The organism is Campylobacter concisus (assembly GCF_002165815.1).
GTDB lineage: Bacteria > Campylobacterota > Campylobacteria > Campylobacterales > Campylobacteraceae > Campylobacter_A > Campylobacter_A concisus_BH.
In genome coordinates this window covers 70,598-97,101 of the sequence record NZ_NDYN01000002.1, presented here as the reverse complement: position 1 = coordinate 97,101, position 26,504 = coordinate 70,598, and the positions used below count along the sequence as shown (strand labels likewise).

The following is a 26,504-nucleotide window of genomic DNA, read 5'->3' as shown; positions in this document are numbered from 1 at the left end:
AATGGTTCAAGATATAGACGATATTTTACAAGAGATAAACCGCGGCGTTGCCGAGATGATCGATGCTGAGAGAGTTGAAAATTTAGTTAAAAATTATTATGAAAAAGGCGAAAATTTCTACGTAAAAGCAGGTTTTGACCCAACAGCTCCAGACCTTCACCTAGGTCACACAGTCGTTTTGAACAAGATGGCTTTGCTTCAAAAACATGGCGCGATAGTGCAGTTTTTGATAGGCGATTTTACCGCTCAAATAGGCGATCCAACAGGCAAGTCAGCCACTAGAAAAAAACTAGATCAAGAGACTGTTTTAAAAAATGCCAAAACTTACGAAGAGCAAGTTTTTAAAATTTTAGATCCAAAAAAAACGGTGATAATGTTTAACTCAAAATGGTCAAATGAGCTTGGTGCTGCTGGGATGATCGAGCTTACGAGCACATTTTCAGTAGCTAGAATGCTAGAGCGAGATGACTTTGAAAAGAGGATAAAGGCGGGCAATCCTATATCAATCTCTGAGTTTATGTATCCGCTTCTTCAAGGCTATGATAGCGTGGCGATGAAGTGCGACATCGAGATGGGCGGCACAGATCAGAAATTTAACCTTCTAATGGGTAGAACCTTACAGCGAACATATAATATCGGCAAAGAGCAAGCTGTCATCATGATGCCGCTTCTTGAGGGGCTTGATGGCGTAAATAAGATGAGTAAGAGCCTTGGCAACTACATAGGCGTAACTGAAAATGCAAATGATATGTTTGCAAAAACGCTTAGCATAAGTGACGAGCTTATGTGGCGCTGGTACGAGCTACTAAGCACAAAAACTCTTGGCGAGATAGAAGAGCTGATGAATGACGTAAATAATGGCAAATATCATCCAAAAAAGGCGAAAGAGGATCTTGCTTATGAGATAACAGCGAGGTATCACGGCGAGGAGGCTGCTATGGCTGCTATGGCTGAATTTAATAGCGTCCACGCGCAAAATCAGCTCCCAACAGATATTAAAGAATTTAGCTTAAAAGCGCCAATTTGGATAGTTGAAGCCTTATCTCAGTGTGGGCTAAGTGAGTCAAATTCTCAAGCAAGGCGAGATATAAAAGCAAACGCAGTTAGCATCAATCAAGAAAAAATTAGTGATGAGCAGTTAAAATTAGGAGCAGGCGAGTATATCTTGCAGGTTGGAAAGCGTAAATTTGCAAAGATAAAGGTTGAATAAATGGAGTTAAAGCCGTTAAAAATAGGTAAATATGAGATAAAGTATCCGATATTTCAAGGCGGTATGGGGCTTGGCATCAGCTGGGATAAACTAGCTGGCAATGTAAGCTTAGAAGGCGGTCTTGGCATAATTAGTTCAGTTGGCACAGGCTACTATGAAAACCGCAAATTTATAGATAAAGAGCTAAATGCAAAGCCTTTTGGAAGCGAAAATTTCTACTCTACAAGAGGCCTTCGAGCAGTCATAGAAAATGCACGTAAAATTTGTGGTGACTTGCCACTTGGCGTAAATATAATGTATGCTGCAAATGACTATGCAAGGGTGGTTGAAGACGCTTGCAAGGCTGGTATAAATATCATAGTCTCTGGTGCAGGGCTACCTACAAATTTACCTGAATTTACACAAAATTTTAAAGAGATAGCACTTGTGCCAATCGTCTCAAGCGCAAAAGCACTAAAGATCATCTGTAAGCGCTGGCTTCAAAGATATGAGCGCTTGCCAGATGCTGTCGTACTTGAAGGACCGCTAAGTGGCGGCCATCAGGGCTTTACATATGAGCAGTGCCTTGATCCTGAGTTTTCACTATTTAACCTTATCCCACAAGTAAAAGCTGAGATCAAAGAGTGGGGCGACTTCCCTCTCATCGCAGCTGGTGGAATTTGGGATAAAAACGACATCGAAAAGGCGATATCGCTTGGAGCAAATGGCGTTCAGATGGGCACACGCTTCATCGGCACACACGAGTGCGACGCTGATATTGGCTTTAAAGAGGTCTTGCTAGCAGCTGAAGAGAAAGACATCGAGCTTATAAAGAGCCCAGTTGGCTACCCAGCTCGCGGGATAAGAACAAATTTGATAAATTTAGTCGATAAAAGAATGGGTCCAAAGATCCAGTGCATAAGCAACTGCGTAAGCCCTTGCCAAAGAGGCAAAGAGGCAAAGCAGGTGGGATATTGCATCGCTGATAGGCTATTTGACGCATATAGCGGCAAAAAGGAGAGCGGGCTATTTTTCACGGGAGCAAATGGCTATAAACTAAAAGAGCTAATAAGCGTAAAAGAGCTAATGCATAAGCTGGTACATGGTGAATGAAACGGGTTTTAATATCTCTTTTTCTAGCATTTAGCTTTCTTTTTGCGGCGACAAATTCAGAGACTTTTGCCAAATTTGATAGAAATTTTATGGCTCTAAATAGAAGCGCTAAGATCAAGCTTCATAATGATATAAAAAATATCTACGTTGATGCGATCATTAAAAACGACAAAAACACGAAAAAGCAGGCACTCACTAGGCTCATAACAAGCTCAAAGGCGCTTGGCTTTGACTCAAGCGCATATATAAGAGACCTAAATGCGATAAATGGCGTAAAAGGTGCTAGCACGCCAGCAGTTTTGCCAGCTTTAACGCTACTAAGTGCCACAAAGGTAAATGATACCTTGGTGCTTAAATTTAATACAAAGCTAGATACCGCAAGGCTAAAAACATCGTTTGCCAAACAGCAAAATGCCTATAAAAACATCATGGACATCGATGGCAGGCTAAATGGCAACCCACTAACATATAAAAATTTCATCTCAGACTACATCCACATCTCGCAGTATGATAAAAACACCGTCAGGATCATCTTTTCTGACAAGGTGCAAAAGACGATAAAAGCAAATGCAACTGGGGACTTGCTAATAATAAGCGCTCAAAATTTCATCTCAAATGAAAATGTAAGAGCGCCACTTCATAAGCTTAAAAATAAAAATGAAAAGCCAGCACAAAGCGAGGTAGAGCCAAATTTAAAGTCTGAGCCAGCACAAAGCGAGCCAGTAGAAGAGCCTTTGCCTCCAGTTGCGGCGGGTAAATTTTCACGCAACAAAACGATCGTCATCGACCCAGGTCATGGTGGCACAGACCCAGGCGCGGTAGATGGCAAACTGCAAGAAAAAACAGCCGTTTTGGGTGTAGCCAAAAAGCTTGGCGAGATACTAAAAGCTCGCGGCTACAAGGTATATTTCACTAGATCAACTGACGTTTTTATAAATTTAAGATCAAGAACTAAATTTGCAAACGACAAGATGGCTGATCTTTTCGTCTCCATCCACGCAAACGCCGCTCCAAACGCTGCCAAAGCAAAGAGCATGCACGGCATCGAGACATTTTTCTTATCGCCTGCAAGAAGCGAGCGCAGCAAAAACGCAGCCGCGCTTGAAAATAAATCAGACATCGAAGAGATGAACTACTTTTCGCAGCAAACGTTTCTAAACGTGCTAAACCGCGAGAAGATCATCGCTTCAAACAAGCTTGGTATCGACATCCAAAAGGACATTTTAGCAAGCGCTAGAAAGGTTTATGCAGCCAGCGACGGCAGCGTGAGAGAGGCGCCATTTTGGGTACTCGTGGGCGCTCTTATGCCAGCGGTTCTTGTAGAAATCGGCTACATCACACATCCAGTCGAGGGCGAAAAACTATTTAACGAGGCCTATCAAAAAGCCCTTGCAAACGGCATCGCAAACGGCATAGATGGATATTTTGCAAAAAATAGATGAAAAATGCAAATTTAAGCTTTAAAGGGCAAATTCCATTTAACGAAGAGTTTGGCGATATCTATTTTAATACCGAAAAACCCTGGCTTGAGAGCGAATTTGTCTTTGCGAGCGCACTTGATGAAATTTGGCAGAGCAAAGATAGCTTTATAGTCGCCGAGACTGGCTTTGGCGCTGGGCTAAATTTCTTCACACTTTGTAAGAAATTTAAAAATAGCCCCAAAAAACTTCACTTCGTTAGCATCGAAAAAAGTCCTATCAAAAAAGATGATCTTTTAAAAATTTATGAAAATTTAGGCATTTTTAAAGCTTATGTCAAAAAGCTAGTTTCGCTCTATCCACCGCTAATTTTTGGCATACACCGCATAAATTTCGCACCAAATATCACCTTTGATCTTTGCTACGGCGAGGCAGAGCAAATTTTGCCTGAGCTTGATTTTAGTGCTGATATCTGGTTTTTAGACGGCTTTGCCCCAAGTAAAAATGGCTCGATCTGGAGCGAGGATGTCTTCAAAGAGATCGCAAGGCTAAGCAGGGTTGGCACCATAGTTAGAACTTACTCGTGCGCAAAAATGGTGAAAGTTGGGCTAAAAAATGCTGGCTTTTTGCTGAGCCTAAAAGAGGGCTACGCTAGAAAACGCCAGATGAGTAGCGCCGTGCTAGAGAAAAAGGATGAAAATTTAAAGGACGCTTGGTTTGCGAGGTGCGAGCCTGTTGGCAGTCCAAAGGGCAAAACAGCGCTTGTTATAGGAGCAGGTGTGGCTGGACTTGCAACAGCTGGCGAGCTAGCTAAAAACGGCTTTAAAGTGGTGATCGCCGAGGCAAAGAGCGAGGTCGCGACAAATGGCTCGGGTAATCACTGCGGCGCCTTGATGCCATTAGTTACGAAGCCTGGGGTAAATTTAGGCCGCATGCACATAAATGCGTTTTTGCAAGCAGTGAGATTTTACAAGGCAAATTTGCCAAAAAGCCTTATCAAATTTAATGGCTGCATCGACTATGCGTTTGATGATGAGCTCGTTAAAAGATACGCTTCATGGCGGGGTCAAAACGCAGAGGAAATCTTTAAATTTGACGAGAGCTTAAAGCCATATCCTGGGATATTTATAAAAGAGGCGGCTTATGCTAGGCCAAAAGAAATTTGTAAATTTCTATCAACCAAATTTGAAATTTTATTTAACCACGAGTACGAGAGCAGGGCGCACCTACAAAATGGCAAGATCAAAGTCAAATTTAAAAACAACAAAAGCATAGAAACAGATATCTTGATCTTTTGCGTAGGCAGCAAGAGCAGTGAAATTTTTAAAGACTATGACATGCAAATAAGCAGTGTCAGAGGTCAAGTCACGCACCTAAAGTCAGTTTTAAAAAATACAATGCCACTAAGCGCAAAAGGCTACATCTGCCCAGCCGTCAAAGGTGTGCAAGTCATCGGCGCAACCTACGCTAGAAATGAAATTTGCGATACGCCTAAAGCTGAGGATAATGCTAAAAATTTAAGCGACTTGAGCGAGTTTTTTGACACTAGAGAAGCAACCATTATCGGCTCACGTGTGGGTTATAGAAGTTATAGCGGAGATAGGTTTCCGATAATCGGCGCCTTGCACGATGAAGAGTTTTACAAGCAAAACTACAAGGGGCTATTTTGGAGTAAAAATAAAGATAATAATCCAAGAGCAAGCTACGAAAAAAATGTCTTTGTAAATTTCGCTCACGGCTCAAGGGGACTTGGTACGGCGATACTTGGAGCAAATTTGATAATGGATCTTGTGCTTGCCCGCCCACTTTGCATAGAAAGATCGCTATTTTTTGAGCTTCATCCTGCTAGATTTTTGATAAGAAAGTTAAAAAAAGGACTAAAATAGTCAAATTCCTTAACATATGTTAAGAACTGTTATCAAAACTTGCATTATAATCCCTCGCAAAAAAAGGATAAAAAATGAGTCAAATTTATAATCTCGATAAAGACACAAAGATAGTTGAAAAAAGCGTTGTTAGTAAAAGGCTCTTTCAAAACAAAAACGCAAGTGTAGATATATACGCATTTGACGAGGGCGAGGAGCTTGATCACGAGATGCTTTTTATAGACAGCCTTGCCTTCGTCATTGACGGCGAAGCGCAGCTTGAATACGGCGAAAAGCAGATGAGGCTTGGACGCGACGAAGCCTGCCTTATCGAGGCAAAAACTTGGCGAAAGCTCAAATTTACAAAGAAAACAAAATATTTACTAATAGATTTTAAGGAGAATGTTATGATAGATCATTTAGAAAAGGCGAGCGTTTTTAGCCTCGCAGATGCCGTTAGCTACGAGAGTGGCAAGATAGTTAGCAAGACGCTTGTCAAAAACGAAAATGGCTCGATGTCGCTACTTAGTTTTGACAAAGACCAAGAGCTCTCGACCCACGCAGCACCAGGCGATGCGCTACTTATCGCGCTTGATGGCGAGCTTGATTTAAAGATAGCTGACGAGAGCTTTCATCTTGTAAAGGGCGATAGTATCGTGCTTCCAGGTAAGATCCCACACGGCCTAAAAGTGAAAGACAAATTCAAAATGCTTCTAATCGTCACAAAAGACAAAATGTAAAATAAGCCATATTTTAGGGCTTTTTCTCATATCAAAAACTACAAATTTAACTTTAAATTTACCTTTAATAATCAAAAAAGCAAAGCCATAATATAATCGTTTTTAAAAAAGAAGAGCGATGAGAAAAGAAAATTCCAAACTATTTTTACTGATATTTTTAGGCGTGCTCTCAGCCTTTGGGCCATTTGTCACAGACCTTTACTTGCCAGCACTTCCAGCCATAACTGAGTGGTTTAGCACAAGTATCTCTGCCACGCAGCTAACGATAACTACTTCGATGGCAGGCCTTGCGATCGGCCAGCTAATAATTGGCCCAATCAGCGATAAATTTGGCCGAAAAATGCCACTTACCATCTCGCTCATCGTCTATACGGTAAGCACGATTTTTATATTTTTTGCGCAAAACATCCAGTTTTTTATCTTCATGCGCATCATCCAAGGCCTTGCAAGTGCGGGCAGTCTCGTCATCTCAAGAGCAGTCGTGAGCGACCTTTACAAGGGTCACGAGATGACAAAATTCTTTAGCCTTATGATGGTTGTAAATGGCCTTGCTCCGATACTTTCGCCCATAGGTGGCAGCTTGCTGCTTAAATTTACCGACTGGCGCGGCATCTTTATGGCACTAACTATCATTGGCATTGTGCTATTTATCGCAAATTTTTACTTCAAAGAGAGTCTAAACCAGAGAGATCGCCTAAAAGTGCCTTTGCTTCAGACTTACGGCGTCTTTGGCAAAATTTTAAGAAAAAAGAAATTTATGCTCTTTATTGCGATTCAGACATTTACGATGGCTGCGATGTTTGCCTATATCGCGGCATCTTCTTTTATATTTCAGGATTTTTACTCGCTAAGTCCATTAAGCTATGGCTTTTGCTTTGGGGCAAATGGTCTAGCCATCGTCATAGGTGCTAGGCTTGCAAGTCTAATAAATGAACGCAAAGCGCTAAAAACTGGGCTTTTTGGCACCTTGTTTGCTAGTATTTTTGTTGCACTCATGCTTTGCTTTAAATTTGAAGTGATCGGCGTTATCATCGCATTTTTCTTGCTTTTGCTCTTTACTGGCTTTATCTTACCAACGGCCTCATCACTTGCGATGAATGAGGGCAGAGAGTATGCTGGCTCGGCCTCAGCAGTGCTTGGATTTTGCCCATTTTTCTTAGGCGGCGTCATTTCTCCATTAGTTGGGCTTGGTGACATTTTTTACTCGACGTCAATAGCTATTTTAGCTTGCAGCGTGCTTGCCTTTATCTCATTTTTAGGGCTAAAAAGAGTTGCGTAAAATTTATCTTGTCTCAAACACAAAAACGGCTGATGAGAGCGTTATAAATTTAAGCGTTAGTAAGATAGAGTTTTTGAAATTTGAGATAAATTTAAGCGAATATGACGCGCTTGTAGCAACCTCAAAAAATGCCTTTAAAGCTTTAAAATTTAATGGCATTTCATGTGTAAATTTACCAGTTTTTGCTATCGCAAATAGTTGCGCAGCGGCTGCAAGAGAGTTTGGCTTTAGTGAAATTTACACTGGGCAAAATGCACACGGAGATGACTTTGCAAGAGAAATTTTGCCACTTTTAAAAGGCAAAAAGGTGCTTTATCTAAAGGGCAAAGATAGCGCTTCAAATTTCTTAGAAATTTTGCAAGATGGCGGCGTAAATATAAAGGCGATCATCGCTTATGAAAATGTCTTAAACCCTTGCAAAATGGAGCTAAAACCACCAAAAGATAGCATTTTAATATTCGCATCTCCGATAAATGTGAGAAATTTTCTTAGTAATTTTGGCTGGGACGAGAGCTACCAGACGATAAGCATCGGAAAGATTACTGCAAAAGAGCTAAAATTTAGCACGCCACTTGTTAGTCAAAGTCAAGATATAAACGCTTGTATCGCACTTGCCAAAACGTTACTTTAAGCAAAGAATTTATATAATTTTATTGCCTGAGTGAAGCGAGTCAGCATTTTACGGGGTCCAACACTTTTTTGTTAGCGAAAAGGTATGGGTGCCTTGCGATGTGGCTTCGTTTGAGCCTTAAACAGCGAGAAGTTGCAACCTTTTGGTATCCATCTATTTGCAAGATTGGCTTTGTTTATGGGCCACTCTTCTATGCGACGCCCACTTGGGTTTTTAAATTTACGGAGATAATATGAACATTCTCATAATAGGAAGTGGCGGCCGCGAATACGCCATTGCTCTAAAACTAAAAAGCGAAAAAAATATAAATTTATACTTTGCGCCCGGAAATGGTGCGACCTCACGCCTTGGTGAGAATTTAAACATAAAAGACTTTCATGAGTTAGCAAATTTTGCCAAAAAAAATAGTATCGAGCTAACTATCGTGGGACCTGAAGCACCTCTTAGCGAAGGCGTAGTGGATATATTTAAAAAAGAGGGTTTGCTCATCTTTGGACCAAGCAAAGCAGCTGCTAGACTTGAGGCTAGCAAGGCCTACATGAAGGACTTTTTAGCTAGAAATAATATAAAAACTGCAAAATATTTAAACACAGACGACAAAGAAAAAGCATTTAAATTTATCGATACCCTAAGCGCTCCGATGGTTGTAAAGGCTGATGGACTTTGCGCTGGGAAAGGCGTGATCATCGCAAATTCCAAAGAAGAAGCCAAAGAAGCAGTTAGCGACATGCTAAGTGGAGCTAGCTTTGGTGATGCTGGTAAATTTGTGGTGGTTGAAGAGTTTTTGGACGGCTTTGAGTTAAGCTTTTTTGCCATTTGTGACGGCGAAAATTTTGTAAGCTTGCCAGTGGCACAAGACCACAAACGCTTGCTTAATAACGACGAGGGTCCAAATACTGGCGGCATGGGCGCTTATGCTCCAAGTCCGCTTGCTTCAAAAGAGCTTATAAAAAGGGTCGAAGAAGAGGTGGTAAAACCTACGTTAAAAGGGATGAAAAACGAGGGCAGTCCGTTTTGTGGAGTGCTTTTTGTGGGGCTAATGATCGTGAAAAATGAGCCTTATGTGCTTGAGTTTAACGTGAGATTTGGCGATCCTGAGTGCGAGGTATTGATGCCTTTGATAGATGGAAATTTGAGTGAAATTTTACTAAATGCTGCAAAAGGCGAGCTAAAGCCTATCAGCTTAAAAGATGAATTTGCAGTTGGCGTGGTGATGTCTAGCAAAAACTATCCTTATAAAAGCAGCCCAAAGGCTAAAATTTCAGTTTTAAATGATGTAAAAGACGCCCATATAGCTTACGCAGGTGTAAGCAAAGAGGGTGATGAAATTTACGCAGATGGCGGTAGAGTACTAGTCTGCGTGGCGACTGCAAAGAGTATAAAAGAGGCACGTGATAAGGCCTATGAGCTTTGCGAAAATGTCAAATTTGACGGAGCGCACTTTAGAAAAGATATCGCTTGGCAGGCTCTAAAATGAGTATGCAGATAGAAGAGAAGCTTCAAAACGAAGAAATTTCACTTGCTCCTTTTGCTAAGAGGATCATGGCGTTTTCTATCGATGAGATCATAGTTGTATTTCTTTTTATGATCATCTATTGGGAGTCACTTTCTACTAGCACTAACTTTGATGATGCTAGAAATTTAGTGTTAAATTTATTTTGGCAGATCAACCTACTAAAAGTCATCTACCACACATTTTTTGTTTGGTATTATGGTGCAAGCCCCGGGCAGATGATAACAAAGACGATGTGTATAAATGTAGAAATTTTAGATAAGCCAAATTTAACTAAAAGTCTTGTTAGGGCGATATTTAGGATAGTTAGTGAAGCTTGTTTTTATCTTGGCTTTGCTTGGGCGCTTTCAAACCCTGCAAGGCAGACGTGGCAAGACAAAATAGCAAAAACAGTGGTGATAAATGCGTAAAATTTTATTTTTGATTCCGGTTTGTGTTTTTAGTTTAAGTGCAGCAGTGCAAGATGTGCAGCTATTAGCTGATGATGTGAAGCAAGATAAGGGCATCGTAACGGCAAACAAAAACGTCGTTGTATATTCGCAAGAGTATCTTGTGACGGCTGATTGTGCTGTTTATGATCAAAACAACTCAGTCATTGAGCTCTTTGGTAATGTCAATATGATGAAGGGTAAAGATGAGGTCTCTCGCTCAAACTACGCTAAGCTAAATTTAAAAAATAACAACGCTGCCTTTGAGTCGCTCTTTATGATGAACAAAGACATGGAAGTGTGGATGAGAAGCGATGAGAGTAGCTCTGATAGCGAGTACTACAGAGTAAGAAAGGCGATGGTTTCAAGCTGCAACGTCCAAGATCCTGACTGGAGCATCACCTCAAGCTCAGCCATGCTAAACAAACAGAGTAAATTTCTGCATCTTTTTAACCCAGTCTTTCGCATAGCAAACGTGCCAGTCTTTTACCTGCCATACTTTGGCTTCTCAACTGATACTACAAGAAGGACAGGACTTTTGCCACCAGAGCTTGGATATGGCAAGTCAGAGGGCTTTTACTACAAACAACCAGTCTATTTTGCACCTTATAATGAGTGGGATTTAGAGTTTGACCCGCAGATAAGAACAAACAGAGGCGCTGGAATTTACGGTGCTTTTAGATTTACTGATTCGCCTGATTCAAGAGGTGAGATCAGCTTTGGTTCATTTACTGATAAAAATAGCTACCGAGCCAAGCAAAAAAGCGAGACTTCAAACAGAGCTGAGCTAAAAAACAAAACTCACAAAGGTGTCGGTCTAAAATACGAAAGAGATAAGCTAATAAAATACCTTAGTGAGGCTGATCTGCAAGAGGGTATGTGGATAGATGCAACCAAGTTAAATGACATAGACTATCTAAATTTAAAGGGCAGAGACGATGACTATGACTCACTTGTGACCTCTAAATTTAACTACTTTATCGCAAATGACGATCACTACTTTGGTGCCTATGCGAAATACTACATAGACACCGAAAAGATCGGCTCAAAGAACGAAAACAAAGATACGCTTCAAGAGCTTCCATCGCTTCAGTATCATAAATTTACAGATGACATAGTCTTGCCAAATATCTTATATTCAATCGACCTTCAATCACACAGATATGATAGAAAGATAGGCGTAAAGGCGACGCAGTATGAATTTACGCTCCCAGCTTCAGTGCATGTGCCACTATTTGATGATAGCTTAACATTTTCATTTTACGAGTATCTTTACGCTTCAAGGATAAACTACGAAAACAAGATAAATTCATTTGATGACAAAAGAGAAGATAAACACGCAAATTTTGTAAATAACTACCATAAATTTACCCTTCACACAGACCTTGCAAAGGCGTATGAGAGCTTTTATCACACTTTAAATTTTGGTGCTGAGTACTTGCTGCCGGGCTATAGAAAAGGAAATTTAGACGACGAGTTTATCTACGATAAAGATCTAAATGAGTATGAAAATTTCTTAGCTCAAGATCAGAGCAAAGAGGAAGTTTCTGGCTATTTGACGCAGTATTTCTTTAACGGCAGCGGCAGAAAGGTTGTCAAACACAGCATCTCACAAGGTTACTACACAAAAGATGATGAGTATTCAAATTTAAAAAATGCCATCTACCTATATCCGTTTGAGAATTTTAGCCTTTATAACAAGCTTGAATACTCGCACAAAGATAGAGAGCTTAAAAAGGTGCAAAACGGACTTTACTATACGCACGATCTATTTTGGATAAATATGCTCCACACGATGAAAAAGAGCGACAGCCTTGCTAAAAATAGCGCAACAAAAGATAGCTACTTTACAAGTAGTGCTGGTGTGAAGCTCCCGCATCAATATAGCCTAATTGGCGGCTGGCAATACGATCTTGAGAGAAGCTACACAAAGAGCTGGAGAGTTGGCGTGCTACATCAAAGAAAGTGCTGGAACTACGGGCTAATTTATCAACACGATGTCGAGCCGACAACAACGACAAATGGCTCAGCCTCAACTAAGAAAAGCGGCATCTACTTTACTATAAATTTCTATCCGATGGGTGGCTTGCACTATGACTTTTCACAAAGCAGCACCACTTCATCAAGTAGCAAATAAGATGGCTAGATAAATGGCAAGCGTTAAATTTAAAGATCAACTAGATGCAGCTAACAAGCTCATCGAGATCTTGCCAAAAAAAGAGCTAAATGACGCTAAGACGATAGTTCTTTGCATGTCGCTTGAGTCAGTTATCCTGACTGATGTGGTTTGCAGGGGGTTAAATTTAAGCTATGAGATGCTCTTTAGCGAGCCAATCCCTGCGCCAAACAACAGTGAATGTGACGTAGCGATAGTTAGTGAAACTGAGGATATCGTGCTAAACGATCCTCTCATAAAAGCTTTTAACATAAGCTATGACTACATCTACGGCGAAGCGCATAGAAAATATGAAGAGAAAATTTTAAAAAATGTCTATAAATACCGAAAAGGAAATTTGATAGGAGAGCTAAAGGGCAAGAATATTTTACTGATCGATGAGGGGTGTGAGACTGGCATGACGGCACTCATCTGCATAAAGACGCTGCTTGATGTGAAGGTAAAATCCATCTCATACGCAACGCCGATGATAGCCACTGATGTCTTTGCAAATTTAAATGATATGGTCGATGAAATTTACACGATAAACAAGATCGTTGATTTTATCGATGTGGATTCGTATTATGAGAAAAAGATCGAGGCTACGAGCGAGCGCATCATGTCGATATTAGAAGAGAGCCCTCACTATTTACCGTTACAAAAACAACAAGGAGATAAAAATAATGCAATATAGTATAGAAGTCAATAATCAGGTCGAAATTTTTGACCTTAATAAAGTAGCTAAACAAGCTAGTGGGGCAGTGCTTTTAAGGGTGAAAAACACCGTAGTTTTAGCAACTGTGGCAAGAGAAGATGTGCAAGTTGAAGAGGACTTTTTGCCTCTAACGGTGCAATACATCGAAAAAGCTTACGCTGCTGGCAAAATACCAGGCGGTTACGTCAAGCGCGAGACCAAGCCAGGCGACTTTGAGACACTAACGGCTCGCATCATTGATAGATCACTTCGCCCACTTTTCCCAAAAGGCTACGCATACCCAACACAGATCGTTGTCATGGTGCTTTCAGCTGATCCTGAAGTTGATTTGCAAGTTGTGAGCCTAAATGCGGCTTCAGTTGCACTTTACCTTAGCGACATCCCAGTAAATCGCCCAGTTTGCGGTGTGAGAGTTGGCTATATAGATGATAAATTTGTTATCAATCCAAGCAACTCTGAGCTAAAACAAAGCGCGATCGATCTATATGTTGCTGGTACAAAAGATGAACTTTTGATGATCGAGATGAGAAGCTTGCCTCAGCAAACTACGCAGCTCATACCAATAGTAGCGATCGAGCCGATGATAGATCCTAGCCTAAGCGATAGCATGGCACAAAAGCAAGTGATGAATGAATTTAGTGAAGATAAGATGGTTGAGGCGATCGACTTTGCTGGCAAAGCTATACTAAGAGCTAGCAGCGCTTATGAAGAGGCATTTAAAGAGCATAAAAAAGAGGATGCTGCACTTGAGCTAAAACCAGAGATAGAAAACGAAAATATCGCTATTTACATCGATAAATTTTATAAAGCAGAGGTTAAAAACGCGATCAACCAAATGGCAAAGAGTGAGCGTGCTAGCGAGCTTGGCAAGATCGCTAAACAAATTTCAAGCGATGAAGTAGCTCAAAAAGAGGGCTGGGACGAGGCTGTCATCTCAAATGTCCTTGGAAAATATAAAAAGAAAATAGTAAGAGAGCAGATCATAAACGAGGGCGTTAGAGCCGATGGACGCGGACTTGAAGAGGTTAGGCCTATTAGCATCGAGACAAATGTCCTTCCAAACGCTCACGGCTCATGCCTCTTTACAAGAGGGCAAACTCAAGCGCTAGTTGTCGCCACTCTTGGCACAGATAGCGATGCTCAGATGTATGACATCCTAACTGAAAAAGCTCCTTTGGTTGAGAAATTTATGTTTAACTACAACTTCCCAGGCTTTAGCGTCGGTGAAGCAAGCCCACTTAAAGCTCCAGGCAGACGTGAGCTTGGACATGGAAATTTAGCCAAACGTGCCCTTGCACCAAGCATCGATCTAGCTTCTCCATATACGATAAGAGTCGTTTCAGAAATTTTAGAGAGCAACGGCTCAAGCTCTATGGCTAGCGTTTGCGGTGGTTCGCTCGCACTTAGAGCTGCTGGGGTCAATACCCAAAAACTAGTTGCAGGTGTTGCGATGGGTCTTATATTTGAAGGCGATAAGCACGCAGTTTTAACTGACATCATGGGACTTGAAGACCACGACGGCGATATGGACTTTAAGGTTGCTGGCACAAGTGATGGTATCACAGCGCTTCAGATGGACATCAAGCTTGGAGGCATCAGCTTAGAAGTGCTAAAAGAGGCACTTTATCAAGCAAAACGCGGCAGAGAGCATATCCTTACTCTAATGACACAGGCTGATAAAAATATAGAGATAAACGAAGATGTGCTTCCAAAGCTTGAGCTATTTAGCGTTGATCCAAGCAAGATCGTAGATATCATCGGTCAAGCTGGCAAGACTATAAAAGAGATCATCGAGAAATTTGAAGTCTCAATCGACCTTGATAGAGAAAAAGGCGAGGTTAAAATCGCAGGTGGCGCTAAAAAAAATGTCGATGCGGCAAAAGACTACATCATCTCGATCACTTCAAAAGAGAACTCTCGTTCATTTGGCAAAAAGCCATTTAAACACGACAAAGACCGTGTAAAACCGACATTTAATATCGGAGATGAGTTTGTTGGAAGCGTAAAAAGCGTGGTTGATTTTGGAGTATTTATCGAGCTAAAAGACGGAGTTGATGGTTTGCTTCATATCTCAAAGATAAAGAGCCCATTAAACGTAGGCGATCAGGTAAAAGTGTGTGTGAGCGAGCAAAAAGGAAATAAAATTTCGCTCTCTTTGGTTGAATAAATTTTTAAAGGATAGATGATGAAATACAAAAAGTTGCTTTTTCCAATAGGAGCAGGGGACGATATCGAACCAAGAATTTACGGTGCCTTAAAGGTTGCACAATGGTTTAAAGCTCACATGGAGATACTAACTTGCCAACTAGATCCAAGCGTGGTTTATAATATGAAAATGACGCTTCGTGGTGGAGTGCTTTTTGAGGAATTCTTAAAATCAGCCAAGTCAGAGCTTGCGGTTGAGCACGAAGAGAACGAAAAGCTTTTTAATAAAATTTGCGCAGAGCTAGGCATAAAAGTGAGCGACGAGGTCATCGAAGATGTCTGCACTGCAAATTTCACGATCCATAATGGAAAAAGAAGCGCCATAGTTGAGCAAGAGAGTAAATTTTGCGATCTAGTCGTAGCTGCAGTGCCACTTGATGGCAAGATCACTGGCACATTTGAGTCAGCTGTTTTAAAAAGCGGCAAAAATGCGATCGTTATCCCTAGAAAGATGCGTGATTTTAAAGCTGATAATATCCTTGTAAGCTGGACAGGCACTACTCAAAGCTCAAGAGCCCTAACTGGCGCGATCGATCTTTTAAAGAGCGCTAAAAAAGTTCAGTGCATCACTTCAAAAGCAAGCCTTGGTGATAATGCTGAGCTAAATCTTAAAAAACTTGAAGAGTACTTTAAGGTTCATAATATCAGTGCTAGTTTTGAAGTTATAGCAACTACAACGATACCTGGCGAGGCACTTTTAAAAGCTGCAAATGATAGAAACGCAGACCTTATCGTAGCTAGCAGATACGGCGAAAACGGACTAATGGAGATGGTCCTTGGCGGAACATCAAGATTTTTCTTAGAACACACAAATATCCCAGTTTATCTATAATGGATTGCGGCTTAGCCCGCGATCTAATTTATTATTTTGTAAATTTTAAAACTTTACTCACTCGCCTTAGCAACTTACTAAATTTAGGTTTCGTAAAACTCACCACTAAATTTAGAAGCGTGATATACTCACTCATAAATTTTAAAATTTGATGGAGGCTTTTTTGAATAAAACGCATGCAGTGCGTAGCACTAAAGCATGCCCCTCTAACGTGCGAGGGGATTGTGGGATATAAAGGGAGATAAGGGGACGGCTTCGTAATTCAAGTCCCCTTGTCTCCCTTTTGATAAATTTATATCGCAGAGCAAATTTTAAAATTCCATTCACTCGTAAGAATTGACTACTAAAATTTGGCTTCGCTTGTAGCTTAGCTCAAATTTTAGAGCCGAAATTACTCGCTCATGAAATTTTAAAATTTGCTAGAGTTTTTTAACTGCATGCGATTGTGCTAGCGCAGCGCATGCAGTTTAAAATTTTATCGAGGTTAAATTTGACAATGTGATTTGCCAGCTCTAATTTTAAAATTTATCAAACGTTAAATAGCGCAGCGTGACAGCTTAACCATGCGCTTTATTCTTGCCACAGACTAAAAAATCTCTAAATTTTAAAGCTATTGTTAAGCTTTCATCAAGCGCCTTATTAGCCAAAATTTTGTAAAATCCGCTCATTAAAAAGGATAAAAAATGAGTGAAAATTCTGGCTTTACACACCTACATTTACACACCGAATACTCCCTACTAGACGGAGCAAACAAGATAGAAGAGCTAGCTCACACGCTCCATGACAGAGGCGACACGGCAGCAGCGATCACGGATCACGGCAACATGTTTGGCGCGATTGATTTTTACAAAAAGATGAAAAAAAATGGGATAAAACCGCTAATTGGCATCGAAGCATACGTGCATAACGGCGAGCAGCTTGACGACAAGAGCACCAAACAGCGCTTTCACCTCATATTAATTGCCAAAAACGAGACTGGCTACAAAAATTTGATGTATCTTAGCTCCATGAGCTACATCGAGGGCTTTTACTACTATCCTCGTATCAATAAAAAAATCTTAAAAGAGCACAGCGAGGGCCTAGTTTGCAGCTCTGCTTGCTTGCAGGGCGAGGTGAGCTGGCATCTAAATTTAAGCGAGCGTAACGTCAAATTTGGCGCTAAAGGCTACGAGAGGGCAAAAGAGGTCGCGCTTGAGTATAAAGAAATTTTTGGCGATGACTTTTACCTTGAGATCATGCGCCACGGTATCGGCGATCAAAGGCGCATAGACGATGACATCTTGCGTATCACAAAAGAGACTGGCATCAAGGTCATCGCCACAAACGACACCCACTACACTTTTAAAGAAAGAGCCGCTGCGCACGAGGTTTTCATGTGCATCGCGATGAACAAAACTCTAGATGATCCAAACCGACTTCGCCACAGCGTCCATGAGTTTTTTGTCAAAAGCAAAGAGCAGATGAATGAGCTATTTTTAGACATCCCTGAAGTGATAGAAAATACCCAAGAGATCGTGGATAAGTGCAACCTTGAGATCAAGCTTGGCAACCCAACTCCGCCAAATTTTAAATTTACTCTTGAGTGCGCCAAGGAGAGAAATTTGACCCTCCCAGAGCCAGAAAACAGATATAGCTTCAAAAATGACGCTGTTTTTTTTGAGCATGAGTGTAGAAAGGGGCTTGAGGAGAGACTGAAATTTGTCCCTGAAAATTTACATGAGGAGTATAGAAAACGCCTTGAGATAGAGATCGGCATCATCAATAAGATGAATTTCCCAGGATATATGATGATCGTTTGGGACTTCATAAATGAAGCCAAGCGCAGAGGCGTGCCGGTTGGCCCAGGACGTGGCTCTGCGGCTGGTAGCTTGGTCGCTTACTCGCTAAAGATCACCGACCTTGATCCTATCCCATACAACCTGCTTTTTGAGAGATTTCTAAACCCAGAGCGCGTTAGCATGCCAGATATAGACGTGGATTTTTGCCAGAGCAGACGCGGCGAGATCATCGACTACGTCACGCAAAAATACGGCAAATTTAACGTTGCTGGCGTCATTACATTTGGTAAATTGCTCGCAAAAGGTGTCATCAGAGATGTCGCTAGGGTTTGTGATATGCCTTACGCGGAGGCTGATGCGATGGCAAAGCTTATCCCTGATGAGCTTAACATCACGCTAAAAGACGCCTACGAGAAAGAGCCAAAGATAGCTGAGCTAATCAGTCAAAACCCAAAGGCGGCAAAAATTTGGAAATTTGCCCTTGATCTTGAGGGGCTAAACAGAAACGCCGGTCAGCACGCAGCAGGCGTCGTCATCTCAAACGAAGAGCTTTGGAACAAAACCCCGCTATTTCGCCAGCCAAACAGCCCAGAAGATCGCTTTGTCACTCAGTATAGCCTCAAATATCTTGAAGACGTTGATTTAATAAAATTTGACTTTCTTGGTCTAAAGACGCTAACGGTTATCGACAATGCGATCAAGCTCGTCAAACAGCGCACTGGCAGAGACATCATCTGGGAGCAGGTCGATAAAAACGACCCTGGCGTTTATAAAATGATACAAAGTGGCCAAGCTATCGGCATCTTTCAGATAGAGGGCGAGGGCATGAGAAAGCTAGGAACCAGCTTGCGCCCAGACTGCTTTGAGGATATCGTCGCGATGCTGGCGCTCTACCGACCAGGACCGATGGAGAGTGGTATGCTTGATGACTTCGTCAAGAGAAAACATGGCGAGGCGGAGATAACATACGCATTTAAGGAGCTTGAGCCGATCCTTGCGCCAACATACGGCGTCATCGTCTATCAAGAGCAAGTCATGCAGATTGTGCAAGCCATAGGTGGCTTTAGTCTTGGTGGGGCGGACCTTGTGCGCCGTGCGATGGGTAAAAAGATCAAAGAGGAGATGGATAGGCTAAAGGGCGAGTTTGTAAAAGGCGCTGAGGCAAAGGGGCTAAATGGTCAAAAAGCGGACGATCTTTTCGAGCTGATCGTTAAATTTGCAGGATATGGCTTTAACAAGTCTCACTCCGCAGCCTACGCTTATGTCACGTTTCAAACTGCTTATCTGAAGGCTTACTATCCGGCTGAATTTATGGCGGCACTTCTAACAAGCGAGGAGAGCAACGTCGATAAGATCGTTCGCTACATCGATGAGATAAAACGCATAAACATCGATACTTTGCCACCATCTATCAACAAATCAACCAAAGAATTTAGCGTCGTTAAAAATGGTGATCACGACGGCATTATATTTGGGCTTGGAGCGATTAAAGGCGTTGGCGGAGCGGCAATTGAGAACATCATCGCTGAGCGCGACGCAAAGGGCGAGTTTAAGAGCATGGACGACTTCGTCTCAAGGATCGATCCATTTAAGGTCAATAAAAAGGTCTTTGAAAGCCTTATAAAAGCTGGCTGCTTCGATGAGTTTGGCTTTAGTCGCAAGATGCTTTTACAAAATGTAGAAAATATCGTAGAAGCTTGCAAAAATGCAGCCCAGATACGTAAAAATGCGGCTGAGAGCCTCTTTGGCGAAGATGATAGTATGAATGATGTGAAGATAAATTTCGTCACTATAGATGATGAATTTGACATCAAACAGATCTTGAAATTTGAGCAAGAGAGCGTTGGCATCTACCTCTCAGGCCACCCACTTGATGACTATAAAGACGAGATAAATAAGATCAAATACACGCTAAGCTCGGAGTTTGAGACCTTGCCGCAAAGTGCTGAAATTTTGGTGGTTGGCAAGATCGAGGACTTTAACACAAGGATCACAAAAAGCGGCAAAAAAATGGGCACTATAAATGTGCTGGACTTTCACGGCAATATCGAGATCGCCGTCTTTGAAAGGGAGCTTGGCAACATCGAAGATATCGTAAAAGACGAGGCAAAGCGCGATCTGCCTTACGCTTTTAGGATAAATATCTCGCGCGACGATCAGTTTGTAAGGACAAATTTAAATGAGGTTTATAGCCTAGAAGATGCGCAAAATTTAGACTTTAAGACAAGAAAGCTAAAGCAAAACTCTAAATTTAGCAAAAACGAAGAGGCGAGCACCCCTCAAAAAGTAAGAGAGTATGCCGAGCTAGAGGTGCTTTTAAGCCTTAGTGAGCTTAGCAGGCAAAAGCTGGAGCAAATTTACTCGCTAGTTTTTAGCAAAAATGCTCCAAATAATCAAAAACGGCTAATTTTGAAGATAAAAAATGAAGCAACTGGCGAAATTTTCATCTATAAGACTGAGTTTATCATAAGTGACGATGTGGGCGAAGAGATAGAAAAGCTCGCTGCATCAGCGTAAATTTAAGGACAAGAAATGTTTGATATTTTTAGAAAAAAGAGCCATTTTTTAGATGAGCTTGGCATAGATAAAAGTAACTGGAGCGAGCTTTTTAGCGCTTGCCTTGGCAGAGCGATGCTGCTTCAAAAACGGCTTTTTAAGCAAGTGGTTGAGGCTAGCAAGTGGCAGGCTGACTTTGAAAGTGGCAAAATTTGCTTTGATAAGCAGGAGTTTGATATGCAGTTTATCGGCTCTGAGAGCTTTTCGTCTAACACTTGGCTTTGGGGCTATGAAAATGTAAATGGCTTTGATGAACGCTTGCTTGGCCTTGCAAATAGGGCGCGTGAGTTTGGCGAGAAATTTGGGCTTGAAGCGTTTAGCACGACGCAGTTTGAGCTAGATGAAGAGATAAATGGTCATACGCTCAGTATGGTTGCTTGCGTGGCGCTTGACGAGGAGCTTAGCTATTATAGGATCGATTACGACGGAGGTGCTGCGTACGTGGCATTTAGGGCGGAGACTATCTTTAAAGAGCCAGTTTTTGCAAGCGAAGTAGTAAGCGTAGTAAATGAGTGCATAAGCGCCTATGAGCTTGATCACAGGCTTTTTGTAAAAGGGCTTTTGCTGGGCAGCGAGATAAAATTTAGCGAAAACAAAGATGAGATAGTAGCTAAGTTTAAAGATGAACTTAGCTTTAAATTTGATGATCTTAATAGGCTTGTAAATATTTCAGGTGCGATTTAGCAATAATTCAGCCATATTTTTAAGCCTAAATTCATAAAATAGGTTTGAAATTTTATCTGCTGAGTTTAAATTTAGCCCAAGATCATTTGCTAGCATTTTGTAATAAATTTGAGGATTTTGGCTTAGATAAATAGGCGGCGACTTGGAGCTTTTAGAAAGCTTTTTAGCTCCGTCTAAAAGTAGCTTGTGATGGATAAATTTAGCATTTAAAAAGCTAAAATTTAGCCTTTTTGCAAGGTATCTTTGAGCTAGCGTGCAAGGCAGCAAGTCCTCGCCTCTAACGACCAAATTTACCCCCATATCTTCATCGTCTATGACGCTTGCGAAGTTGTAAGCTGGGGTAAAATCCTTTTTATAAATGACAAAATCGCCCATCTGCGCTGCCACTTGCCTACCAAGCTCATCGTTTTCATCCACGCTTAGTCTAATAGCGGTTTTATCTTTTATAAAATTTAGCTTTTTATCTTTGCAAATTTTAGTGTAAATGCCGTTTTCATAGGCATCTTTGGTAGCTCTTGTGCACTCACAAATGTAAATTTCATCTAACTTTTCAAGTGCGTTTTCATATCTTTTGGCTCTTGTTTTGAAGCTAAAATTTTGCTCAAAGTCGCTAACGCTTGTAGCGCCTTTGTCATAGCAAAGCCCTAGAAATTCTAACACGTCAAAGATATTTTGAACAAATTCGCGCCGGTATCTGCCAAGGTCATAATCATCAATCCTTAAGTGTAAAACGCCGCCCAGTGAGCGCGTCAAAAGATAAGTCAAGATGAAGTTGTAGGCGTTGCCAGCGTGCAGGTAGCCGCTTGGCGTCGGAGCTATGCGAGAGACTATGCCACCAGATGGTGGCAAATAGCCATTAATCCCTTGGTCTAGCCTCATTTACTCTTAAAGTGCGTCCGCCAAGTTCTTTTTCATTTAGTGCGTCGATCGCCTTTTGGCCCTCGTTCGCGTCGTCCATTTCAACAAAGCCAAAGCCCTTTGAGCGGTCTGTCTCTCTATCTTTTACGATTTTTGCGCGCCTTACTTCACCAAATTGTGCAAAAGCTTCCTTCAACTCTGCCTCTGTCGTTCTATACGACAAATTTCCTACATAAATGTTCACAGGATTATTCCTTAAAAAAATTATCGATCTGATCGATTAGAGGAATAATAGCTTATTTCCGTCAAAAAGATGTAAAAACCAAGAAAAATATTACAAATTTTTAAAAAATATCCTTAAATGCAACAAATCGCAACAATACGGTATTATAATATCTATCACTAAACAAAATTTATCCTTAAGTTTAAGTAGAATAATTAAATAAAAAATTACAATTTTTTTATAAACTATTTATAAAGTAAATCATTTTTTACTTTAAGATAAGCCTCTTCGCCAAGCAAATTTTTCACTATAAAAAGTGCAAATTCCATAGAAAAAGCAGGTCCCTTGCCAGTGATGATGTTTTGATCTTTTAGCACGTTTTTATCGCTCACGTAGCCTCTTTTGTCGCTTCTTACGTTCTCTTCAAATCCAGGATAGCAGACAAAATGCTCTTTAAGCACACGAGCTCGCTCAAGCACCATAGGAGCGGCGCAAATGGCACAAATTAGCTTACCTTTTTTATCAAATTCTTGCAAAATTTCTCTTAGCTTGGCGTCATTTGCAAGATTTTCTGCACCAGGCAGACCCCCTGGAAGCACGATCGCATCATAGCCTAGCTCCTCCACCTCACGAAGTGTGACATCAGCTTTTACATTTATATTGTGAGCACCTCTGATCTGCACGTCCTTCAAGTTAGCGATAGATGCTATCGCGCCTGCTCTACGTAAAACATCGACGGAGGTTAGCGCCTCGATCTCCTCAAAACCATCAGCTAGGATTACGGCTACCTTTTTCATAAAATCGTCCTTTCTCGTGTTATCTGTTTGTTAGGATAAATTTTATATAATCAAAGCTTATTTCACAAGAAAGGACAGAGCATGCAAGTAAAAATTATTTACTGCAACTCTTGAAACTATCGTCCGGTAGCTTCTCGTGTAGAAGATGAAATAAAAGCGAACTTTAGTGATGCAAGAGTCGAGTTGGTTGTAGGAGATGGTGGAAATTTCATCGTCGAGGTTGATGGAAACGTTATCTTTTCTAAAAAGGATCGCATCGGAAACGATGAGTCAAGGTTCCCACACGGCGAAGAGATCACAACTCTTATAAACAAATATCTCAAAGAAAAGTCGGCTTAATGCTAACTAGCGGGGCAGGCAACTGCCTCGTTTTATTTTTTACCTAAATCCCACTCTCTTTTCTTAGTAAATTTATCTCATCTATTACCATTTGTGGCTTGAGATCTTTCATGCAAGCATGTGTTTTTAGCGGGCAAACTCGCTTCATACAGGGCATGCAAGCTAAATTTAGATGCACTATCTTTGCAAATTCATTTCCCCATGGCGAGGTTTCGCTAAATTTTGTCGGTCCAAAAAGAGCGATCGTTGGCACATGAAAGGCGGAAGCTACATGCATGGGACCGCTATCGTTTGTGACGAAAATACCATTTTTACTAAGCCCAGCTATGCGCTCACAAAGCTCTTTGACAGTGGTCTTGCCAGCTAAATTTTGGCAAGTTGCGCCGTTTTCTTTTAAAATTTGCTCTATTTTTTCACAAATTTCTTGTTCGCCTTTGCCGCCAAAGACGACTATCTCAAACTCATCTTTGTAATTTAGTGCCACCTGCGCAAAATACTCTGGGTACCATCTTTTCGCACTTCCGTAGCTCGCACCTGGATTTAGTGCTAGTGTTTTTTTGGTTGAAATTTGAGGTGTAAAATGTAGCTTTAGCTGAGTAGAAATTTCGCCCAAGCCAAGGGTATTTTTTACAAAATTTGCATATTTTAGCACCTGATGAAGGACGGTTTTGCTCTTTTTAAATATGGCTTTTTTCTTAGCGTTTATAAAAAATAGCAAAAATTTACTAGCAAACGAGCTTCTAAAGCTAAGTGCTAGATCAAATTTGCCAAGACTTTTTGCACTTTTTGCAAGAGATAAAAGTCTAAATTTAGCCTTTTTGCTCTCATCAATGACCACTTTTTCGCAGTTTGGGTGGCTTTTGTAAAGCTCGCAAGCTACAAATGAGCCAAAAAAAACGATTTGTAAATTCTTCTCATTTTGCACCAAATTTTCGATCGCAGCGCTTGCCATTACGCTATCACCAAGCCAGGTTGGAAGCTCGATAAAAACTCTCATTTTAAGGCGTCTTTTATCACTTCAAGCGTAAGAGCGGCGTTTTTTTCGATGCTAAAATTTAGTGAAAGCTCGTAAGCCTTCTCTTGTAGGCTCGCTAAAAGCTCATGGTTTGTGAGAATTTCATCTATAAACTCCAGCGCGCTCTCGTCATTTGGGCTTTGAAGCACAAATTTATCTTCTAAAATCTCGCTAGCTCCATTTTGAGCCGTCGTAAAGACCACGTTTTTAAAGCTAAGTGCCTCTAACACGACATTTGAAAATGGTTCATAGTGCGTTGGAAAGATAAAGATATCGCTTGCTTCATAAAATTTAGCCGTGCTCTTTTGCTCGCCGACAAAATAGGCGTTTAGCCCAAGTTTTTTAGCTAGGCGTTTGTAGCTTGAGATGTTTTTGTCTTTGCCGACAATGAGCGTATTTACGGGCGTTTTTAGCTTTGAAGCAAGGAGTAAAAACTCTTTTAGCCCCTTTCTTTTAAAGCCATTTCCCACGAAAAGCAGGGTCGCAAGCTCAAATTTAAGTCCGAATTCCTCACAAAGCGCGAGCTTTGCCTCAGCTTTTTGCACCCTTTGGGGTAAATTTACGCCGTTATAAATGGTCGTGATCTTTTCAGGCTCTATGCTGTAAGTTGCGATGATCTGCTCTTTGATGAAATTTGAGTTTGTTATGATCTTTTGGGAGTTTTTAAAGCACTTTTTCTCTAAGTATGGATAGACGAAATTTAGGGGGTTTAGCCACCAAAAGCTCTTTGTCGCCCTATAAACCTTGTGCACGCCGTCTCCAGCCCTGTAGATATCGGCGCAGCTTACTCGCTCTAGGCTAAAATAAAACTCGTCCTCTTTTTTTTGGCGTTTTACTTGGCGGTTAAAATTTAGAGCTTTTTTCCAAGAAGATATGCCAGCATCTCCAAGATATGAGCGAATTTCTGTTTGGATACCAAGCTCATTTATGGCCTTAACAAGCCTTCTTAAGTATCTTTCAGCACCTCCAACTGCGTTTGGATTAGTTCTTAAAAATACTATTTTTTTCATCTATAACTCCTAAAGCCAGTGCCCAAAACAAGAGCATCAAAAGTGCGTTTTCATGGTGAAATGTCGTGTTTACAAGTGAAATTACGTTTTGAAAAACAAGCATCAAAAGCGCTAGAAAAACTATGCTGTTTTGCCTGAAGTTTTTAATAAATTTAATAAAAAGCGATAGTTGAAATACTAAATATGCAAGCAGGGCGATGATGCCTTTTTCGGTTAAAAATGTTAAAAAGGTATTATGTGAATGGCTAACATGAACCTCGTAGTTGCCTGGAAAATACTTTGTTATATCAATAACTTTAAACTCTCCAGATCCTATGCCAAAAAATGGATGCTCTAGCCAAGTATAAAAGGCACTTGCAAAGATAGGATACCTTGTCTCTGAACCTGTTACACCCTTTGTTAGTTGGCTGTAAATTCTTTCATCTTGTGTAATATTTGTCGATATATACGTATAAAAAATAGCTATGGCGCTAAATACAATTATTAAACCAAGAGATTTTTTAATATTAGTTTGCTTGTTTGAAATTTGATAAATTAAAATTACAAAAACAATAACAGGTAAAAGATACATGGTGGCTCTAGAGCCAGCTATCATAATACCAAGCACACAAATTCCAGCTACTGCTATGCTTATGTATTTTTCATATAGTTTTTTAAAATTAGCCATTGACATTAGTGCCACACAAAAAACTAGTAGCATAAAGATAGCACTATGATTTACATGCCCTATTGATTTAAGTTCAAAAAATGCCATTGGATCGTTTGATGTAAATTTTTTAATACAAGCAGGTACAAAGGCGACGATAAATCCAGCAAATAGTGCATAAAACATAAATTTAAAATTTATTTTTTCTGTTCCAACAGTTCTAGCTACAAAGAAAAATAACATACATCTTAATGGATCAAGCACTCTTGAAGGTGAAATCCCGTTTACAAGGCAGCTTATAAAAGCGGACAAAACAAAGATAAAAAGTGATATGTTGATAACATCAAATTTAAATTGCTTTTTTTCTTTAACACAGATATAAATTCCAACTAAAACAAAAAGTATGAGTGAAATTTGTTTTAAGCCCTCAGTTACTGGCAGTGTAAACAAAACAATAATTAAAAAAAGATTGTAAAGTTTTGACATAATGTCATTTTTCATGCGTATCCTTTGAA

The 26,504-nt window shown here is 40.7% G+C and carries 22 protein-coding genes; 16 read left to right on the top strand and 6 right to left on the bottom strand.

The annotated features are described in order from the left end of the window. The first annotated feature begins 1 nt into the window (after position 1). The 15 genes from tyrS (at position 2) to B9N65_RS03365 (ending at position 21,101) form a co-directional block, all read left to right on the top strand. Positions 2-1,210 (top strand): tyrosine--tRNA ligase, encoded by a 1,209-nt coding sequence (gene tyrS / locus B9N65_RS03440; protein WP_087582814.1) that lies wholly within the window; start codon positions 2-4, stop codon positions 1,208-1,210. Then, positions 1,211-2,302 (top strand): nitronate monooxygenase, encoded by a 1,092-nt coding sequence (locus tag B9N65_RS03435; RefSeq protein WP_087582813.1) that lies wholly within the window; start codon positions 1,211-1,213, stop codon positions 2,300-2,302. Further along, positions 2,299-3,744 carry an N-acetylmuramoyl-L-alanine amidase family protein gene (locus B9N65_RS03430; protein ID WP_087582812.1) on the top strand — a complete coding sequence of 482 codons (1,446 nt, stop codon included), beginning with the start codon at positions 2,299-2,301 and terminating at the stop codon, positions 3,742-3,744. The genes B9N65_RS03435 and B9N65_RS03430 overlap by 4 nt, the downstream gene beginning before the upstream one ends. After that, on the top strand, positions 3,741-5,606 hold the full coding sequence (mnmC, locus tag B9N65_RS03425; RefSeq protein WP_087582811.1) for a bifunctional tRNA (5-methylaminomethyl-2-thiouridine)(34)-methyltransferase MnmD/FAD-dependent 5-carboxymethylaminomethyl-2-thiouridine(34) oxidoreductase MnmC: 1,866 nt from the start codon (positions 3,741-3,743) through the stop codon (positions 5,604-5,606). The genes B9N65_RS03430 and mnmC overlap by 4 nt, the downstream gene beginning before the upstream one ends. A gap of 74 nt (positions 5,607-5,680) precedes the next feature. Continuing rightward, complete coding sequence (locus B9N65_RS03420; protein WP_087582810.1) at positions 5,681-6,325, top strand: cupin domain-containing protein; 645 nt, start codon at positions 5,681-5,683, stop codon at positions 6,323-6,325. A gap of 118 nt (positions 6,326-6,443) precedes the next feature. Further along, entirely contained in the window at positions 6,444-7,604 is a 1,161-nt protein-coding gene (locus B9N65_RS03415) for a multidrug effflux MFS transporter (protein WP_087582809.1), read from the top strand. Then, positions 7,597-8,235 carry a uroporphyrinogen-III synthase gene (locus B9N65_RS03410; protein ID WP_087582808.1) on the top strand — a complete coding sequence of 213 codons (639 nt, stop codon included), beginning with the start codon at positions 7,597-7,599 and terminating at the stop codon, positions 8,233-8,235. Before B9N65_RS03415 ends, B9N65_RS03410 begins: the two co-directional genes overlap by 8 nt. A 232-nt stretch (positions 8,236-8,467) precedes the next feature. Beyond that, positions 8,468-9,712, top strand: coding sequence for a phosphoribosylamine--glycine ligase (purD, locus tag B9N65_RS03405; RefSeq protein ID WP_087582807.1), 1,245 nt, complete (start codon positions 8,468-8,470; stop codon positions 9,710-9,712). Next, a complete protein-coding gene (locus tag B9N65_RS03400; protein ID WP_087582848.1) occupies positions 9,709-10,158 on the top strand; it encodes an RDD family protein in 450 nt (149 codons plus the stop codon). Before purD ends, B9N65_RS03400 begins: the two co-directional genes overlap by 4 nt. Then, positions 10,151-12,313, top strand: coding sequence for an LPS-assembly protein LptD (locus B9N65_RS03395; RefSeq protein ID WP_087582806.1), 2,163 nt, complete (start codon positions 10,151-10,153; stop codon positions 12,311-12,313). The genes B9N65_RS03400 and B9N65_RS03395 overlap by 8 nt, the downstream gene beginning before the upstream one ends. A 13-nt stretch (positions 12,314-12,326) precedes the next feature. Further along, positions 12,327-13,025 carry a sodium:proton antiporter gene (locus tag B9N65_RS03390; protein WP_002941705.1) on the top strand — a complete coding sequence of 233 codons (699 nt, stop codon included), beginning with the start codon at positions 12,327-12,329 and terminating at the stop codon, positions 13,023-13,025. Continuing rightward, positions 13,015-15,213 (top strand): polyribonucleotide nucleotidyltransferase, encoded by a 2,199-nt coding sequence (locus tag B9N65_RS03385; protein WP_087582805.1) that lies wholly within the window; start codon positions 13,015-13,017, stop codon positions 15,211-15,213. The genes B9N65_RS03390 and B9N65_RS03385 overlap by 11 nt, the downstream gene beginning before the upstream one ends. Positions 15,214-15,231: 18 nt before the next feature. Further along, on the top strand, positions 15,232-16,083 hold the full coding sequence (locus tag B9N65_RS03380) for a universal stress protein (protein WP_087582804.1): 852 nt from the start codon (positions 15,232-15,234) through the stop codon (positions 16,081-16,083). 683 nt (positions 16,084-16,766) lie between these two features. Next, positions 16,767-20,378, top strand: coding sequence for a DNA polymerase III subunit alpha (dnaE, locus tag B9N65_RS03370; protein ID WP_087582802.1), 3,612 nt, complete (start codon positions 16,767-16,769; stop codon positions 20,376-20,378). 15 nt (positions 20,379-20,393) lie between these two features. Continuing rightward, positions 20,394-21,101, top strand: coding sequence for a DUF6882 domain-containing protein (locus tag B9N65_RS03365; protein ID WP_087582801.1), 708 nt, complete (start codon positions 20,394-20,396; stop codon positions 21,099-21,101). On the opposite strand, the gene B9N65_RS03360 is transcribed toward B9N65_RS03365, so the two are convergent. The 3 genes from B9N65_RS03360 to B9N65_RS03350 all read right to left on the bottom strand — a co-directional run bounded on the left by B9N65_RS03360 (position 21,087) and on the right by B9N65_RS03350 (position 22,979). Beyond that, positions 21,087-21,980, bottom strand: coding sequence for a glutamate--tRNA ligase family protein (locus tag B9N65_RS03360; RefSeq protein WP_087582800.1), 894 nt, complete (start codon positions 21,978-21,980; stop codon positions 21,087-21,089). The genes B9N65_RS03365 and B9N65_RS03360 overlap by 15 nt on opposite strands. After that, entirely contained in the window at positions 21,958-22,203 is a 246-nt protein-coding gene (locus tag B9N65_RS03355; protein ID WP_009294719.1) for an RNA recognition motif domain-containing protein, read from the bottom strand. Before B9N65_RS03355 ends, B9N65_RS03360 begins: the two co-directional genes overlap by 23 nt. A gap of 224 nt (positions 22,204-22,427) precedes the next feature. Beyond that, positions 22,428-22,979 carry a DJ-1 family glyoxalase III gene (locus B9N65_RS03350; protein ID WP_087582799.1) on the bottom strand — a complete coding sequence of 184 codons (552 nt, stop codon included), beginning with the start codon at positions 22,977-22,979 and terminating at the stop codon, positions 22,428-22,430. 81 nt (positions 22,980-23,060) lie between these two features. On the opposite strand from B9N65_RS03350, the gene B9N65_RS03345 reads away from it, so the two are divergent. Continuing rightward, positions 23,061-23,318 carry a SelT/SelW/SelH family (seleno)protein gene (locus B9N65_RS03345; protein WP_257639680.1) on the top strand — a complete coding sequence of 86 codons (258 nt, stop codon included), beginning with the start codon at positions 23,061-23,063 and terminating at the stop codon, positions 23,316-23,318. A 43-nt stretch (positions 23,319-23,361) separates the two neighbouring features. Here the strand turns inward: B9N65_RS03345 and waaF are convergent, their stop codons facing one another. Genes waaF through B9N65_RS03330 form a run of 3 tightly spaced genes read right to left on the bottom strand, consistent with a single transcriptional unit; the run spans position 23,362 to position 26,490 of the window. Beyond that, complete coding sequence (waaF, locus tag B9N65_RS03340) at positions 23,362-24,315, bottom strand: lipopolysaccharide heptosyltransferase II (RefSeq protein WP_087582798.1); 954 nt, start codon at positions 24,313-24,315, stop codon at positions 23,362-23,364. Further along, positions 24,312-25,343, bottom strand: coding sequence for a glycosyltransferase family 4 protein (locus B9N65_RS03335; protein ID WP_087582797.1), 1,032 nt, complete (start codon positions 25,341-25,343; stop codon positions 24,312-24,314). The genes waaF and B9N65_RS03335 overlap by 4 nt, the downstream gene beginning before the upstream one ends. Then, positions 25,315-26,490, bottom strand: a complete 1,176-nt coding sequence (locus B9N65_RS03330; RefSeq protein ID WP_087582796.1) for an O-antigen ligase family protein — start codon at positions 26,488-26,490, stop codon at positions 25,315-25,317. Before B9N65_RS03330 ends, B9N65_RS03335 begins: the two co-directional genes overlap by 29 nt. Between the last annotated feature and the right edge of the window lie 14 nt (positions 26,491-26,504).

Excerpts from the sequence above, each read along its gene's own strand:
- tyrS (WP_087582814.1), top strand. The coding sequence starts at position 2 with ATGGTTCAAGATATAGACGATATTTTACAAGAGATAAACCGCGGCGTT.
- B9N65_RS03435 (WP_087582813.1), top strand. The coding sequence starts at position 1,211 with ATGGAGTTAAAGCCGTTAAAAATAGGTAAATATGAGATAAAGTATCCG.
- B9N65_RS03430 (WP_087582812.1), top strand. The coding sequence starts at position 2,299 with ATGAAACGGGTTTTAATATCTCTTTTTCTAGCATTTAGCTTTCTTTTT.
- mnmC (WP_087582811.1), top strand. The coding sequence starts at position 3,741 with ATGAAAAATGCAAATTTAAGCTTTAAAGGGCAAATTCCATTTAACGAA.
- B9N65_RS03420 (WP_087582810.1), top strand. The coding sequence starts at position 5,681 with ATGAGTCAAATTTATAATCTCGATAAAGACACAAAGATAGTTGAAAAA.
- B9N65_RS03415 (WP_087582809.1), top strand. The coding sequence starts at position 6,444 with ATGAGAAAAGAAAATTCCAAACTATTTTTACTGATATTTTTAGGCGTG.
- purD (WP_087582807.1), top strand. The coding sequence starts at position 8,468 with ATGAACATTCTCATAATAGGAAGTGGCGGCCGCGAATACGCCATTGCT.
- B9N65_RS03400 (WP_087582848.1), top strand. The coding sequence starts at position 9,709 with ATGAGTATGCAGATAGAAGAGAAGCTTCAAAACGAAGAAATTTCACTT.
- B9N65_RS03395 (WP_087582806.1), top strand. The coding sequence starts at position 10,151 with ATGCGTAAAATTTTATTTTTGATTCCGGTTTGTGTTTTTAGTTTAAGT.
- B9N65_RS03390 (WP_002941705.1), top strand. The coding sequence starts at position 12,327 with ATGGCAAGCGTTAAATTTAAAGATCAACTAGATGCAGCTAACAAGCTC.
- B9N65_RS03385 (WP_087582805.1), top strand. The coding sequence starts at position 13,015 with ATGCAATATAGTATAGAAGTCAATAATCAGGTCGAAATTTTTGACCTT.
- B9N65_RS03380 (WP_087582804.1), top strand. The coding sequence starts at position 15,232 with ATGAAATACAAAAAGTTGCTTTTTCCAATAGGAGCAGGGGACGATATC.
- dnaE (WP_087582802.1), top strand. The coding sequence starts at position 16,767 with ATGAGTGAAAATTCTGGCTTTACACACCTACATTTACACACCGAATAC.
- B9N65_RS03365 (WP_087582801.1), top strand. The coding sequence starts at position 20,394 with ATGTTTGATATTTTTAGAAAAAAGAGCCATTTTTTAGATGAGCTTGGC.
- B9N65_RS03360 (WP_087582800.1), bottom strand. The coding sequence starts at position 21,980 with ATGAGGCTAGACCAAGGGATTAATGGCTATTTGCCACCATCTGGTGGC.
- B9N65_RS03350 (WP_087582799.1), bottom strand. The coding sequence starts at position 22,979 with ATGAAAAAGGTAGCCGTAATCCTAGCTGATGGTTTTGAGGAGATCGAG.
- waaF (WP_087582798.1), bottom strand. The coding sequence starts at position 24,315 with ATGAGAGTTTTTATCGAGCTTCCAACCTGGCTTGGTGATAGCGTAATG.
- B9N65_RS03335 (WP_087582797.1), bottom strand. The coding sequence starts at position 25,343 with ATGAAAAAAATAGTATTTTTAAGAACTAATCCAAACGCAGTTGGAGGT.
- B9N65_RS03330 (WP_087582796.1), bottom strand. The coding sequence starts at position 26,490 with ATGAAAAATGACATTATGTCAAAACTTTACAATCTTTTTTTAATTATT.